Origin of the sequence: Desulfothermobacter acidiphilus (assembly GCF_052073645.1) — a bacterium.
Taxonomy (GTDB): Bacteria; Bacillota; Desulfotomaculia; order Desulfotomaculales; family Ammonificaceae; genus Desulfothermobacter; species Desulfothermobacter acidiphilus.
Map to the genome: position 1 here is coordinate 649,026 of NZ_CM125440.1, position 13,274 is coordinate 662,299.

Genomic DNA, 13,274 nt, shown 5'->3' on the forward strand with positions numbered 1-13,274 from the left:
GGATTTTTCCCTGGGCCCCTTTTCTTTTTAAAGACTCAAGGTATTTTTTTGTGGGCTAAGCCGTAATAATGGAAAAGGGGAGCGTTACGCTCGAGGTCTAGCTTGGAGGGGATAGCTTTAGCCGAGAGCTAGCTTCTCCAGCGCTTTTTTCTCCAGCCGCGACACGTAGCTACGGGATATCCCTAGGCAAGCGGCCACCTCGTGCTGGGTCAATTTGCGCCCGTGGCTTAAGCCGTAACGGGCCGAGATAATGGCGCGCTCCCGGCGGGTTAACCGCTTCAGCTTTTGCCACAGCGAATCTTCGGCCAGCCGGCGCACTACCTCTTCGTAAATAGCATCGGGGTCGGTGCCTAGAAATTCTTCCAGCGTGACCTCGTTGCCCTCTTTGTCCAGGGCCACCGGTTCGGAGAGATAGATCTCTCTGCGGTTTTTCTTTGCGCCCCTCAGCACCATTAGGATTTCGTTTTCGACGCATTTGGCGGCGTAGGTAGCCAGGCGGGTGCCTTTATTGGGGTTGTATGTATTGATGGCTTTGACCAAACCGATGGTGCCTATGGAGATGAGGTCGTCAATTTCGTAGCCGGTGGATTCGAACTTCTTTACAATGTGAGCTACCAAACGTAAGTTATGTTCGATCAGGATGTTACGAGCCACTTCGTCTCCTCGCAGCAGTCTCTTGACGTATTTTTTCTCCTCTTCAGCGGACAAGGGCTGCGGAAAAGAGTTGTTGCTCACGTATCCTACTAAAGGCACGATGATTACATCCCTTCCTTCTCTGCAGTGTCTCGCCTCTTTATGGTATGGGGAGCACGGCGCTTCTGTGCCTGTCTGAGGGCGTACAATTTCAGTAGGTGACGGAGGAGACTCATGAAGGAGGAGACCTCGCCCCTCACGGACAATTTTCATGGACTGAAAGGAGGAGCGAGGTCTCATGCACAGTCAACCTATTTCAGACATTCAACCTCTTGCGGACATAATCCTTCTTCTGGGGGAGAAAGTTAGCAAACTAATTACCGAATGCCGCGACTTCTACAAGCTCGAAGAAGAAGTGTACAAGCTCTCTCAAGAAGCTTGCGTGAAGATCTTCGCCTGGGCCCTCGAGGAAATAGACACCTGGCTCGTGAACGCCCGGGACAAGCGCACCTGGAAGTGATAGGCTTTCGGGAAAGAACCGTAGTTAGCAGCTTTGGGGAATTCAAAGTAAAAAGGCGGCTTTACAGGAACAAAAAGACGGGAGAGGCCAGGTTTCTTCTTGACGAGGTTCTGGGCTGGCCGGAGAGGTCTAGATGCACGCCGCGTTTGAAGGAGATGGCGGTGAAGCTTGGGAGCGAAGTACCCTTCAGGCGGGCAGCGGAAATTCTCGGTTATTTTGTCCCTGGGATAAGCGCCATGGCGGTGTGGCAGGCCGTGCAGGAAGCAGGAGAAGCACTCAGGCAGGAGGGAGAGTCCAGGAGAGAAGCCGTTTTTGAGAAGGGAGAGACACCCGAAGGTAAAGAGAAGACCTCCAGGCTTTACATAGAGGCCGACGGGATGGTGGTAAGGCTTCAAAGGAGCGGAGAGAAAAGGAAAGAGGTCAAACTCTTCGTAGCTTACACAGGCAAAGAAGCGATTGGGGGTGGCCGGAAGGCTTTAAAGGACAAGCTGGTAACGAGCGGTGTAGGCGAAGGGGAGAGGATGTGGGAGGAAGTTTACTCTGGGGTAGCGAGCCGGTGGGACATGGGCCAGGTGAAGGAAATATACCTTGGGAGCGACGGGGCGGAGTGGGCCAAGCAGGGGGTAGATTACTTCCCCGGGGCAGTGCACGTTTTGGACCCTTACCATTTGAACCGGCGGCTTATAGAGGCTTTTTGGCACGATGAGGAGGCCTATAGTAGGATCAGGCAGGCCATTTATCTGGGGGACTGGGAGAAGGTAGAAGAGATTATGGGAGGAGTAGCAAGGAGAGTTCGCGGAGCTAAGAGGAGGAGAATAGAGAAGCTCTGGCAGTATCTCAGGGAGAACTGGTCGGGGATAGTTACCTCTTCTGCTGCCGAGCATCTGGGGGCCATAGAGGGGCAGGTACAGCACAACGTGGCGCGGCGGATGAAGCGGTTGGGAGCCAGCTGGACGGAGGCAGGAGCAGACAGGATGGCGCGGGTTTTGGCTGCTCGAGCCAACGGGGTGCTCGGGAGGCACACTTCTCGTTGGCCGGTACTGCTGGCCAGGCAAGAACATTTGGCTCAGGCGGTGCGGTTGGAGGTAAAGCGGAAGATAGAGGAGGCGGGGAGCTGGCTTAAAGCGGGGTTGCCGGCATTGAGAGGACCCTCTGCCGGAGCTCCATGGGTGAAGCATGTGTTGCGGGAACTAAGCCGGCCTAGCCTCAGTAGTTTGATCCCTTAATGGCGCAGGTACCGGGACTATCCTGGCGGCGAGGTTTCCATGAAGAGAAGTTTTCTCCCGAACCACCTACTAACTCTTGACGCGCACTGCCTGTCTCCAGGAGTTGCCCGGCTGGTTACCGGGCTGTATAATCTTCTCAACGCAGCAATCCTAAAATGAAGGCGGCGCAGATGCTGGTACGACCGGAGGTAGGAATTTTTATGCAAGGAAGAGAAATATGTAGGTTATTTTTGGATTATTTCCGGCGCCAGGGGCACGTCGTCCTGCCCAGTGCCCCCCTGGTTCCCGCTGACGATCCTACTTTGCTGTGGACGGCGGCTGGAATGGTTCCTTTCAAGCCCTATTTTACGGGGGCGGCTAAGCCGGAATTCCGCAGGGTGGCCACCTGCCAAAAGTGCTTGCGGACCCAAGACATCGAGTCGGTAGGGAAAACGGCGCGTCACCTTACTTTTTTTGAGATGCTAGGCAATTTTTCCTTCGGGGATTATTTTAAGGCCGAAGCCATCGCCATGGCCTGGGAATTTATTACCAAGGAACTCCGGTTGGAGCGAGATCGTCTCTGGTTTTCCGTTTATGAAGCCGATGAGGAGGCGGTGGAGCTCTGGACTAAGCTTGGCGTTAGCCCGGATCGAATCGTGCGTCTGGGCCGTGATACCAATTTCTGGGAGATAGGAGTCGGCCCTTGTGGTCCCTGCTCCGAGATCTACTACGATTTGGGTCCAGCTTTAGCCTGCGGGCCTGGATGCCGCGTGGGTTGCGACTGTGATCGATATCTGGAGATTTGGAATTTGGTCTTTATCCAGTATTACCGGGACGAAAAGGGCCAGTACCTGCCTCTGGAGAACAAGGGCGTCGATACGGGTATGGGATTGGAACGCATGGCTATGGTGTTGCAAGGAGTCAGCTCTCCTTTCTCTACCGACCTCTTCCGCGAGGTGGTGGCGGCGGTGGTGCAGGAGGTAAACCTGCCGCCATCAGACAGGCGGGTGAAGGTAATTGCTGACCACGCCCGCGCCGTAAGCTTTGGCTTGGCGGAAGGGGTTTTACCTTCCAACGAAGGTCGCGGTTATGTGATGCGGCGCCTGTTGCGGCGCTCCCTGCTATATGGAGTGTTGGATGGTAAGGAAGAGCCTTTTCTGGGGCGGGTGGCCGATGCGGTTATAAGAACCATGGGTGAGGCTTACCCGGAGTTGCTTAGCAATCGCGATCATATCCTTCGCGTGATTCGGAATGAGGAGGAGCGTTTTTTGCTCACTCTCTCTCAGGGGATGAGGCTTTTGCACGAAGCCGTTGAGAAGGTCTTAGCTCGGGGGCAGAAGGTTTTGCCCGGCGAGGAAGCTTTCCGCCTCTACGACACTTATGGCTTCCCTCTGGAACTAACCGCGGAGATATGCGCCGAGCGCGGGCTATCGGTGGACCGGGAAGGGTTTGCTCGGGAGATGGAGGCGCAACGTAAAAGAGCTCGTGGAGCTCGCGAGGCGGTGGAGTATCTGGGCGCGCGGGAGCGGTTTTACCGGGAGCTCCGGGAGGAGCAGGGCCCCGTATCATTTGTAGGGTACGAGCAGCTGCGCTTAAGCACCCGGGTGCGGGCCTTGATGCTAGATGGGGTGCTGCGCGAAGTTCTTGCCTCCGGAGAAGTGGGCGAAGTGGTGCTGGACGCCACTCCTTTTTATGCGGAAAAGGGCGGACAGGTTAGCGATAAAGGCGTGCTGCGGTGGCCCGGGGGAGAGGCGTTGGTGGAGCATGTGGAGCAGCCAGTGGAAGGAATCACGGTGCACCGGGTAAGGGTGCGGGAGGGGGAGCTACGCGCCGGCAGCGAGGTGCTGGCGGAAGTGGACGCGGCGAGGCGGCGTCAAACAGCTCGCAATCACACGGCGGCCCACCTATTGCATCAGGCGCTAAAGGAAGTTCTGGGCCCGCACGTGAAGCAGGCTGGTTCCTTGGTGGCTCCCGACCGCTTGCGCTTTGACTTCGATCATTACCAGGCTTTGACTCCCGAGGAGCTTAAACAGGTGGAGCGGCGCGTGAACCAGGTGGTGCTTATGGCCGTTCCGGTGCTCACCTTTACCACTTCTCTGGCCGAAGCCCAGTCCATGGGGGCGGTAGCACTTTTTGGCGAGAAATATGGAGAAGTGGTGCGAGTGGTAAAAATAGGAGATTATAGTATAGAACTCTGCGCTGGCACTCATCTACGTAATACCGCTGAGGTAGGAGTCTTTAAGATTGTGGCGGAGTCTAGTGTGGCAGCTAATACCCGGCGCATCGAGGCGGTAACTGGCGAAGGGGCTCTGGCTTATTTCGATGAACTGGAAGAGGATTACCATCGCATAGCTGCTTTGCTTAAAGCCCCAGCACGCCAACTCAGCCAGCGGGTGGAAAGCACCTTGGCAGAACTCAAGCAGCTGCAGCGGGAACTCGAGTCGCTTCGTGACCGGCTGGCGGCCTACACCGTGCAGGAATTACTGGACCAAGCGCAAGAAATAGACGGAGTGAAGGTGCTGGCTGCTAAGGTGGAGATGCAGGATCCGGCTGGGTTGAGAGTTCTGACCGACCGTTTGCGCGAGCGGTTGGGTCCAACCAGCGTAATTATGCTGGGATCTGGTAGCAATGGGAAAGTAAGCTTAGTGGTGGCCGCTGCTCCGGGCGCGGTGGCTCGAGGAATCAACGCGGCCCAGTTGGTCAAAACCATGGCCCGGGTGGTGGAAGGAGGAGGGGGAGGTAAAGCGGAGTTTGGTCAGGCGGGAGGGAAGAACCCGGCCCGTTTGGCGGAGGCGTTGCAACTCGGTCAGGAGTTCCTCCGGCAACGCTTGGCTTCCTCCTGCTAATTTTTTGCCTCCTTTTAGCAGGATAAGCTAGCTGGGGAAAGAATAAATGGATTATGCTGGTGCGGGAGATGTTAAGATGGTGGCGGAGCACGATTGGGGTAAAACTACAACCTTCCGGCGGCAACGCGAGGAGCCTGCAACGGTCAGGGATATCCTGCTGGAAGTGGTTAGGGCGTTGGTGGAGAAAGGCTACAATCCAGTAAACCAATTGGTGGGTTATCTACTTTCTGGCGATCCGGCCTACATTACCAGCCACCGTAACGCCCGCAGTCTTATACGGAGACTGGAGCGCGACCAGATTCTGGAAGAAATTGTTAAGCTTTATCTGACGCAAACCGGCGTGATGGTAATTAAGGAATGAACTCAATGCGCATCTTGGCGTTAGACGTGGGCGATAAAACCATCGGTGTGGCGGTGACCGATCCTTGTGGATTAACTGCCCAGGGATTAGAGGTGCTGATTCGCACCGAGGAAGGCGAGGATGCACGGCGGGTGCTGGAACTGGCGCGCCAGTTCCAGGTGGAGGAGGTAGTAGTGGGTTTGCCCCGTACCTTGGCCGGGGAAATAGGCCCTCAGGCACAAAAAGTATTGCGTTTTGGCGAATTGCTAGCGCAGCAAGGATTAAAAATTAAATATTGGGACGAGAGGTTTACTACCAAAGAGGCAGAGAAGGTCCTATTAGCAGCCGACGTCAGTCGAAAAAAACGGCGCCGGGTAAAAGATATCCTGGCCGCCGTTCTGCTGCTGGAGGCCTATCTGGAAAGGCGCCGGAGTGAAGCGGAGCCAATATAGATGTGGAAAGGGGTACGAAAAAAGCATGGCTGAAGAACTAGAAGTAATCACGCTGGTGGACGAAAATGGCGAAGAGCAGGATTTTGAGGTGCTAGACATTCTGGAGATCGAAGGTTCGACTTACGCGGTGCTCCTACCTCTGGGGCAAGATGAGGAGTCTGAGGACGTGTTGATCTTAAAGTTCAGCCAGGACGAGGAAGGCAACGAAATCCTGGTGGATCTGGAGGACGATGAATGGGAAAAGGTGGCGGATCTTTGGGAGGAGCTCCATCTCAAAGAGGATAATAGCCACTAGGGGCGAAGGTTTCTCTTGCGTCGCGCTGTTTGGATAGGAGCAGGTTTTTTGGCGCTGGTATTGTTGCTGGCTGGTGCTCTGGTCTATGGAGAGTTTTCTTCCCGGCCCACCGGGGTGGTGGTCGCGGGGGTCTATCTGGATGGCCACTATGTGGGTGACCAGACGGCAGGGGAACTATCGGCCTGGTTCAACCAGTACGAGTCAAGTTATATTTCCCGCACTGTAGAAGTGGACTGCGAAGGGCAGCGCTGGCGGCTCACGCTGGCTGATCTGGGAGTCAAGCTGGATCGCTCGGTTCTGCAAGCGGCGCTGGAAATAGGTAATCGGGGTTGGGTGGGCAGGAGGATTTGGGAGCGCTGGCAGGTTCGCCGGCACCAATTGCATTTGCCCCTGAAATTTTCGGTGGACCAGCAGAAGCTGGTCGCTACTCTTCAGGAAGCGACCAAGGAGCTCACCGTGCCGCCGCAGAACGCAGCCTTTAGAGTTATGCCTGACGATTCCATCGTCATCATCCCCAGCAGAGAGGGTAAGTGTGCGGATGTGGAGGCTGCTTACCCTCAATTGCTGGAGATATTGGAGCGCCGTCGGGAGATGGTGATCCACCTCCCGATGAAGCCCATTCCCCCCAAACACACTACCGAGGACGTCAAGAACATGGGGGTGGACTGCCTTCTGGGGCAGTTCACTACCAAGTTTGACCCTTCCCAGAGCAATCGAGTTTATAACGTCTCTATTGCGGCGGGAGCTTTCAATGGTTTGTTGGTAGCGCCGGGAGAGACGGTTTCTTTTAACCAGGTGGTGGGGCCGCGTTCGTCTAAGGCCGGTTACAAGGAGGCTCCGACGATCATCGAAGACCGCTTTGTGGATACGGTGGGCGGGGGTGTCTGTCAGGTTTCCACTACTCTTTACAACGCCGTGTTGTTATCGGGGCTCAAGATCGTGGAGCGTACTGCCCATTCCCTGCCGGTGAGCTATGTGCCTCTGGGACGCGATGCCACCGTGTCCTACGGTGGTTTTGACTTCCGGTTCCAGAACAATACCGCCAAGTATCTATACCTTAAAACAATGGTGGGCTACGACACCCTCACCATCAAGATCTACGGTAACCACCAGTTTAAGCATCGGGTGGAAGTCCGCACCTGGGTCACCGAGGAAATCCCTTTCAAGGTGGTGCGCCAGGACGATCCCGATTTAGAGAGGGGCCAAGAGGTGGTTAAGCAAAAGGGGCAAAAGGGGTATAAAGTAAGCGCAGAGCGATGGATTTGGGAGGGGAACCAAGTGCGAAAGGAGCCGCTTCCCTCTAGCTTTTATCGCCCAGTGGATGAAATAGTGGCAGTGGGAACCAAGGTGGTTCCTAGGGTGGTGATACCCGATTCCGGAGAGGGCAAGATGCCGAATGAGAACCCTTCTGCCAATTCTACCCCGACCTCCTCGCGGTAAGAGGTTCTGGTTGGCCTCGGCGTTTTTTTTGCTCTTGCTGGCTTTTGGAGTGGGACTGGGGTTCCTGTTGCGACCCGTGTCTCTGCCATCTGAGGGTGTGGCGCTTTACGTCCCTCCAGAAGTCTCGGCGCATTGGATCGCAGACCGGCTCCAGCGCCAGGGAGTGATCCGGAGTTCTCTGTGTTTCCGGATTTATATCCATTGGCAGGGAATCGATCAAAGAATCTCTCCTGGCGAGTACCTCTTCCGCGGTCGCCTGAGCCTGGCGCAGGTGGCGGAGCAGCTAGCCCGGGGTCCAGTTCGGTGGCGCATAACGGTGCCCGAGGGATACACTCTGGAGCAGCTGGCTGAGCTTCTTCAGGCGAAAGGCATAGCCGACTCCCAGGAATTCTGGCAGGTGGCAGAGCATTATCCTTTCTCTTACAGTTTTCTGCATGAAGCTCCAGCAGGTCGCCGGCGGCTGGAGGGGTACCTTTTCCCCGATACTTATGTGGTGCCAGCGGGCACACCTTTGCCCGAAATTCTCAACCTCATGTTGGAGCGGTTTGCCCAGGTATCCCGGGAGATGGACCTGGAAGCAGGGGCCCGAGAACAGGGATTGACGTTGAATCAACTAGTGACAATGGCTTCTTTGGTGGAGCGAGAGGCCAAGTATGACGACGAGCGCCCTCTCATTGCCGGGGTGCTTTATCACCGTCTGCATATAGGTATGCCTTTGCAAGTGGATGCCACCGTGGCTTACGCGCTAAATCAATGGGATCGCCCTCTCACTCATTCCGATCTGCAGGTAGATTCCCCTTATAACACCTACCGCATTCAGGGATTGCCACCTGGACCCATAGCGTTCCCCGGTAAGGCTTCTTTAGAAGCGGTCCTGTACCCCCAAGCCACCGATTACCTATATTACGTAGCCAAGCCTGACGGGCACCACGCTTTCGCCCGCACCTTAATCGAGCACGAGGAAAATATCCGGCGCTACCAGGGATAAAAGACGATTCCTTTGGCGAAACTGGATATATGAGGTATCGTCGGAGGGTTGTCTATATTTTTTGGACACTGCTGGGAGCTTGGGTCTTGCTCTCGGCGCGCTTGGTTATTTTGCAATATTATCGGCATGCCACCTATGCCTGGGGGGCTTTTTGCCAGCAGGCTTGTGCGGTGGCATTGGAAGAGTATCCTCGTGGCCGAATTACCGATCGGGAAGGCCGAGCACTGGCGGGAGGTCGGGAAGAAAGGCGAGTGGCTTTCTTTGGTGTCCTCTTGCCGGAACGGGGGTTGGTGGCGCGGCAGTTGAGCCAGGTGCTGGATCGGCCGGTGGAGGAGGTGTCCCGGTGGCTACGGGGGGAGGCTGGAGTTTTGCCCTACGCTTTGACTCCAGCGCAGGAAGCAGCGATTAAATCCCTAGGCCTGCCCGGGTTATTCACGGTGCCTTATCGGGCCCGCTATACCTATCCCCCTTTGGCGGTACACGTGGTGGGCTATCTGGGGAAGGTAGCCTTTCCGGAGGAGCGGCGGCGTGGTGGAAGCGACTGGGTGGGGAGGCTGGGATGCGAGTGCCTTTATGACTCTCTGCTTCAAAGCGGTTTTCCAGCCCTGGCCGCGGGAGTTTACCACGATGCCTGCGGCCGGCCTCTTGGTTCAGGGCAACTGCATTTTTTATTGCTGGATGACCGGTTCCGGGGCGAGGTGCAACTCACCTTGGATGCCGGAGTGCAGCGGCGGGTGGAAGCTATTCTGGATTCCCAGCCTTTTCAGGGCGCGGTGGTGGTGTTGGAAGCACGCAAGGGAGACATATTGGCGGTGGCTAGCCGCCCTGCTTTCGATCCCGAGCACCCGGAAAGGCAGGGAATGGACGTGTCCTTTTTCGACCGCGCTTTTGCTCCCTACCCGCCCGGTTCGGTTTTTAAGTTGCTAGTGGTGGCGGCGGCGCTGGAAGAGGGGATAGTGCGGCCCGAAGAACGTTGGCTCTGCCGGGGGGAAAAGGGACCTTTAATCCCCTGCTGGAAAAAAGAGGGGCACGGCTGGCTCACTTTGCGGCAGGCCCTGGCTCAGTCTTGCAATCCGGTCGTTGCTCAGGTGGGGCAGAGGCTGGGGCTGGATAAACTTATTAGCTACTACCGTGCCTTCGCCTTTGATGATCGGTCGGTTATTGGTTATCCTCTACCGCCCGATCCCCGCCAGCGAGTTGAGCGGCTGGCCGAGCCTTTTAGCCTGGTTAACCTCTGCGTGGGCCAAGGGCCTTTGCTTCTTACGCCGGTGCAGGTGGCGGCGATGGTAAACGCTTTGGTGAACGATGGAGTGTATGTCCGTCCTCGGCTAGTGAAACGTCTCAAGCAGCGCGGGGTGTGGAGAGAACTGTCCCCTGATCCGGGGCGAAGGCTCTTCTCGTCGGAGGTGGCTACCGAGCTCCAGGGAATGATGGTGGAGGCGGTGAGGGAGGGCACGGCCCGTCAGGCTCAACTCCCCGGGGTGGGGAGTGGTGGGAAGACGGGCACGGCAGAACTCGGGGGTGGCAGGCTTTGCTCTTGGTTTGCCGGTTTTTTCCCGGTTCAGGAACCACGTTACGTGGTGGTGGTTATGAAGGAGGGTGGAAAGGGTGGAGGAGAGGACGCCGCTCCGCTTTTCCGCGCTATTGCGACGGCGCTGCTGGATAATTGACTCCGAGAAAAAGGACTGATACACTTAAGCCATATATGCGACCCGATGTGAGCTCTTATCGCGAGTGGCGGAGGGAACAGGCCCGATGAAGCCCGGCAACCAGTCCACCTTGCGGGTGGGCCAGGTGCTAATCCCTGCGGGAGGAAGCTCTCCTGAAGGATAAGAGCGCTGATAGAGCTCGAAAACCGAGCCAACGGCCTCTTACCTGTGAGGGGGAGGCCTTTATAGCTTTAATTTGCCCGAGGGGGAGGGATGGACAGAGCGATGAGTGTTATCAAGACCTTCGCCGAAATCAATGAGAAAATCAAAGCGGGTAAGGTGGTAGTGGTAACGGCAGAGGAATTGGTATCGCTAGTGGAAGAAAAAGGAGTCGAGCAGGTGACCCGGGAGGTGGACGTGGTCACTACCGGGACCTTTGCTCCCATGTGCTCCTCGGGAGCTTTTTTTAACTTTGGGCATAGCGCTCCTCGCATCAAGTTCTTTAAGGTCTGGCTCAACGATGTGCCCGCTTACGCGGGTTTTGCGGCGGTGGATGCGTTTTTGGGAGCGACAGCGGTCCGTGAAGGCGATCCTCTTAACGCCGATTACCCTGGAGAGTTCCGCTACGGAGGAGGGCACGTTATCGAAGATCTGGTGGCTCGGCGCCCAATTAAGTTGAAGGCCACGGGTTACGGTACCGACTGTTATCCTCGGAGGGAAATAGAGACGGTTTTGACTATCGATGACTTGAACGAAGCTTTTCTTTTTAACCTGCGTAACGCTTATCAAAACTACGCCTGTGCAGTCAATGTTGGGGACCGCACCCTGTACACTTACATGGGGGTGCTGAAGCCGCGCCTCGGTAACGCTCATTATTCCACTTCGGGGCAACTCAGTCCTTTACTTAAAGATCCTTTCTTTCGCTCTATAGGCATTGGCACCAGGATATTTCTGGGTGGGGGTATCGGTTACGTGGTGAATCATGGCACCCAGCACTTTCCCGCCATCCCCGAGCTCCCCGAAGGAGCGGCGCGCATACCCTCCGGTGGAACGCTGTCGGTCATGGGCGATCTTAAGCGTATGAGTCCACGCTGGCTGAGGGGAACCAGTATGCTGGGCTACGGGGTTTCCCTCTCGGTGGGCATCGGTGTGCCCATCCCCATCCTGGATGAAGAAGTGTGCTACTACGCTTCGCGACCGGATCGGGAACTCTACGCCCCGGTGGTGGATTTCGCCGAGAGTTATCCGCAGCGGCAGCCGGGTCAGCTAGGGTGGGTCAGCTATGCTGAGCTCCGCTCAGGGCAAATAAAGCTTAACGGCAAGACCATTCCCACTGCCTCCCTTTCCAGTTACGCCCGTGCCCGGGAGATTTGCCAGATTCTTAAGGAATGGATACAGGAAGGCCGATTTTTCTTATCCGAGCCGGTGGAGCTGCTTCCTGGCCCGGACTCCGGTCTCACGCCTAAGACGCTAGAGATTAGGGAGAAGGGGGGTAAAGTGTAATGGCCCCTAGCAAAGTGGTGCTGCGTTTCCCTGCTGCCATAGCCGACAAACCGATTATTTATCGGTTGGTTAAGGATTTCGATTTAATGATTAATATTCTCAAGGCCAATATTAACCCTCACAAGGAGGGAATGATGGTCCTCGAGGTGAGCGGCGCCCGGGTAGAAGAGGGTATCGACTACCTGAAGCGCCAAGGGGTAGGGGTACAACCGCTTACCGAGGAGATTATCCGCAATGAGGAGCGCTGCACCCATTGCGGCGCCTGCACGGCTATTTGTCCCACCGGAGCTCTGCATTTCGAGCGACCCTCCATGCTGGTGCGCTTTGACGGGGAGGCGTGCGTGGTTTGCCAACTCTGCGTCCGCGCCTGCCCGATGAAGGCGATGGAGGTTCGCTTTTAAAGGTGCCGGATCAACGTCGTTTTTACCGCGCCGCTTTGCGCCAGGACAACCTTGCTTTTTTTGAGGTCAAGGTTAAAGAGACCGATCTTTTACTAGGGGTCCGGCGCGAACGCTTCTCTTCCTCCTTGGTCTGGAAAGTGGAGAAGTTGGTGCGGGAGCAGCGGCAACTTCTAGAGGACTACCTGAGACGCGATCCTGCTTTCGCCGCTGCGCTCGTGCCTCATAAGCCACTTCCCGGAGCTTTGCCGCTAGCCTGGGCTATGGCGGGGGCGGCGGAACTCGCCGGGGTGGGCCCGATGGCGGCGGTGGCGGGAGCCTTCGCCGATCTGGTGGGTAAATATCTTGGCCGCTTTTCCCGTGAGGTGGTGGTGGAAAACGGCGGGGACATTTACCTCAAGAGTTCGTGCCAGCGCAAGGTAGGAATCTACGCTGGCAGTTCTCCTCTTTCCTCGCGCGTGGCATTGCTTATACCTCCTGAGCTCACTCCCGCGGGGATATGCACTTCCTCTGGGACGGTGGGGCACTCGTTAAGTCTTGGGAAAACCGACGCGGCGGTGGTGCTGGCTGCCAGTGCGGCCTTGGCCGACGCTGCTGCCACCGCCTTGGGCAACCGGGTTAAGACGCCCGAGGATATAGAAGAAGCCCTTTCTTTTGTCCAGAAAATCCCCGGAGTTCTGGGAGCGGTGGTCATCCTTGGGGAGCACTTAGGGGTCTGGGGTAAGGCCAAGCTGGTACCGCTCTCTCCTCCCGAGTCTTAATACTGCTCAAACTCCGCAGAGGAGAGCGTACAATTTCAGTAGGTGACGGAGGAGGTTCATGAAGGAGGAGACCTCGCCCCTTGCAGACAATTTTCATGGGCTGATTAGATCCTTATCGTCTGAACCGGCGGCTTATAGAGGCCCTCTGGCACAATGAAGAGGCCTATAGTGGGATCAGGCAAGCCATTTATCTGGGGGACCGGGAGAGAGTAGAGGAGATTTTGGGAGGAGTAGCAAGGAGAGT

13 protein-coding genes and 1 riboswitch are annotated in these 13,274 nt (G+C 56.4%); of the genes, 12 read left to right on the forward strand and 1 reads right to left on the reverse strand.

Annotated elements, in window-relative coordinates; all coding sequences use genetic code 11:
- Positions 1-117: 117 nt before the first annotated feature.
- A complete protein-coding gene (sigK, locus tag ACTLLP_RS03435) occupies positions 118-753 on the reverse strand; it encodes an RNA polymerase sporulation sigma factor SigK (protein WP_441060749.1) in 636 nt (211 codons plus the stop codon).
- Between the two features lie 178 nt (positions 754-931).
- On the opposite strand from sigK, the gene ACTLLP_RS03440 reads away from it, so the two are divergent.
- From ACTLLP_RS03440 to ACTLLP_RS03495, 12 genes are all read left to right on the forward strand, one after another.
- On the forward strand, positions 932-1,153 hold the full coding sequence (locus ACTLLP_RS03440) for a hypothetical protein (RefSeq protein ID WP_441060751.1): 222 nt from the start codon (positions 932-934) through the stop codon (positions 1,151-1,153).
- Complete coding sequence (locus tag ACTLLP_RS03445; protein ID WP_441060753.1) at positions 1,150-2,379, forward strand: ISLre2 family transposase; 1,230 nt, start codon at positions 1,150-1,152, stop codon at positions 2,377-2,379. The genes ACTLLP_RS03440 and ACTLLP_RS03445 overlap by 4 nt, the downstream gene beginning before the upstream one ends.
- 170 nt (positions 2,380-2,549) lie before the next feature.
- Positions 2,550-5,204, forward strand: coding sequence for an alanine--tRNA ligase (alaS, locus tag ACTLLP_RS03450; RefSeq protein ID WP_441060755.1), 2,655 nt, complete (start codon positions 2,550-2,552; stop codon positions 5,202-5,204).
- A gap of 46 nt (positions 5,205-5,250) precedes the next feature.
- The gene (locus ACTLLP_RS03455) at positions 5,251-5,565 is read left to right on the forward strand and encodes an IreB family regulatory phosphoprotein (protein WP_441060757.1); all 315 of its coding nucleotides are present in this window, start codon (positions 5,251-5,253) and stop codon (positions 5,563-5,565) included.
- Between the two features lie 5 nt (positions 5,566-5,570).
- Positions 5,571-5,996: a Holliday junction resolvase RuvX gene (ruvX, locus tag ACTLLP_RS03460; protein WP_441060759.1), complete on the forward strand. Its 426-nt coding sequence runs from the start codon at positions 5,571-5,573 to the stop codon at positions 5,994-5,996.
- A 25-nt stretch (positions 5,997-6,021) separates the two neighbouring features.
- Positions 6,022-6,291, forward strand: a complete 270-nt coding sequence (locus ACTLLP_RS03465) for a DUF1292 domain-containing protein (protein ID WP_441060761.1) — start codon at positions 6,022-6,024, stop codon at positions 6,289-6,291.
- Between the two features lie 48 nt (positions 6,292-6,339).
- Positions 6,340-7,731, forward strand: a complete 1,392-nt coding sequence (locus tag ACTLLP_RS03470) for a VanW family protein (RefSeq protein WP_441060763.1) — start codon at positions 6,340-6,342, stop codon at positions 7,729-7,731.
- 10 nt (positions 7,732-7,741) lie between these two features.
- Positions 7,742-8,719, forward strand: coding sequence for an endolytic transglycosylase MltG (gene mltG / locus ACTLLP_RS03475; protein WP_441060765.1), 978 nt, complete (start codon positions 7,742-7,744; stop codon positions 8,717-8,719).
- A gap of 86 nt (positions 8,720-8,805) precedes the next feature.
- Positions 8,806-10,389 (forward strand): peptidoglycan D,D-transpeptidase FtsI family protein, encoded by a 1,584-nt coding sequence (locus ACTLLP_RS03480; RefSeq protein WP_441060767.1) that lies wholly within the window; start codon positions 8,806-8,808, stop codon positions 10,387-10,389.
- 52 nt (positions 10,390-10,441) lie between these two features.
- Positions 10,442-10,555: riboswitch (SAM riboswitch) on the forward strand.
- Between the two features lie 98 nt (positions 10,556-10,653).
- On the forward strand, positions 10,654-11,871 hold the full coding sequence (locus tag ACTLLP_RS03485) for a homocysteine biosynthesis protein (protein WP_441060769.1): 1,218 nt from the start codon (positions 10,654-10,656) through the stop codon (positions 11,869-11,871).
- A complete protein-coding gene (locus ACTLLP_RS03490; RefSeq protein ID WP_441060771.1) occupies positions 11,871-12,272 on the forward strand; it encodes an NIL domain-containing protein in 402 nt (133 codons plus the stop codon). Before ACTLLP_RS03485 ends, ACTLLP_RS03490 begins: the two co-directional genes overlap by 1 nt.
- A 2-nt stretch (positions 12,273-12,274) precedes the next feature.
- Positions 12,275-13,030 (forward strand): UPF0280 family protein, encoded by a 756-nt coding sequence (locus ACTLLP_RS03495; RefSeq protein ID WP_502361644.1) that lies wholly within the window; start codon positions 12,275-12,277, stop codon positions 13,028-13,030.
- Positions 13,031-13,274 lie beyond the last annotated feature (244 nt).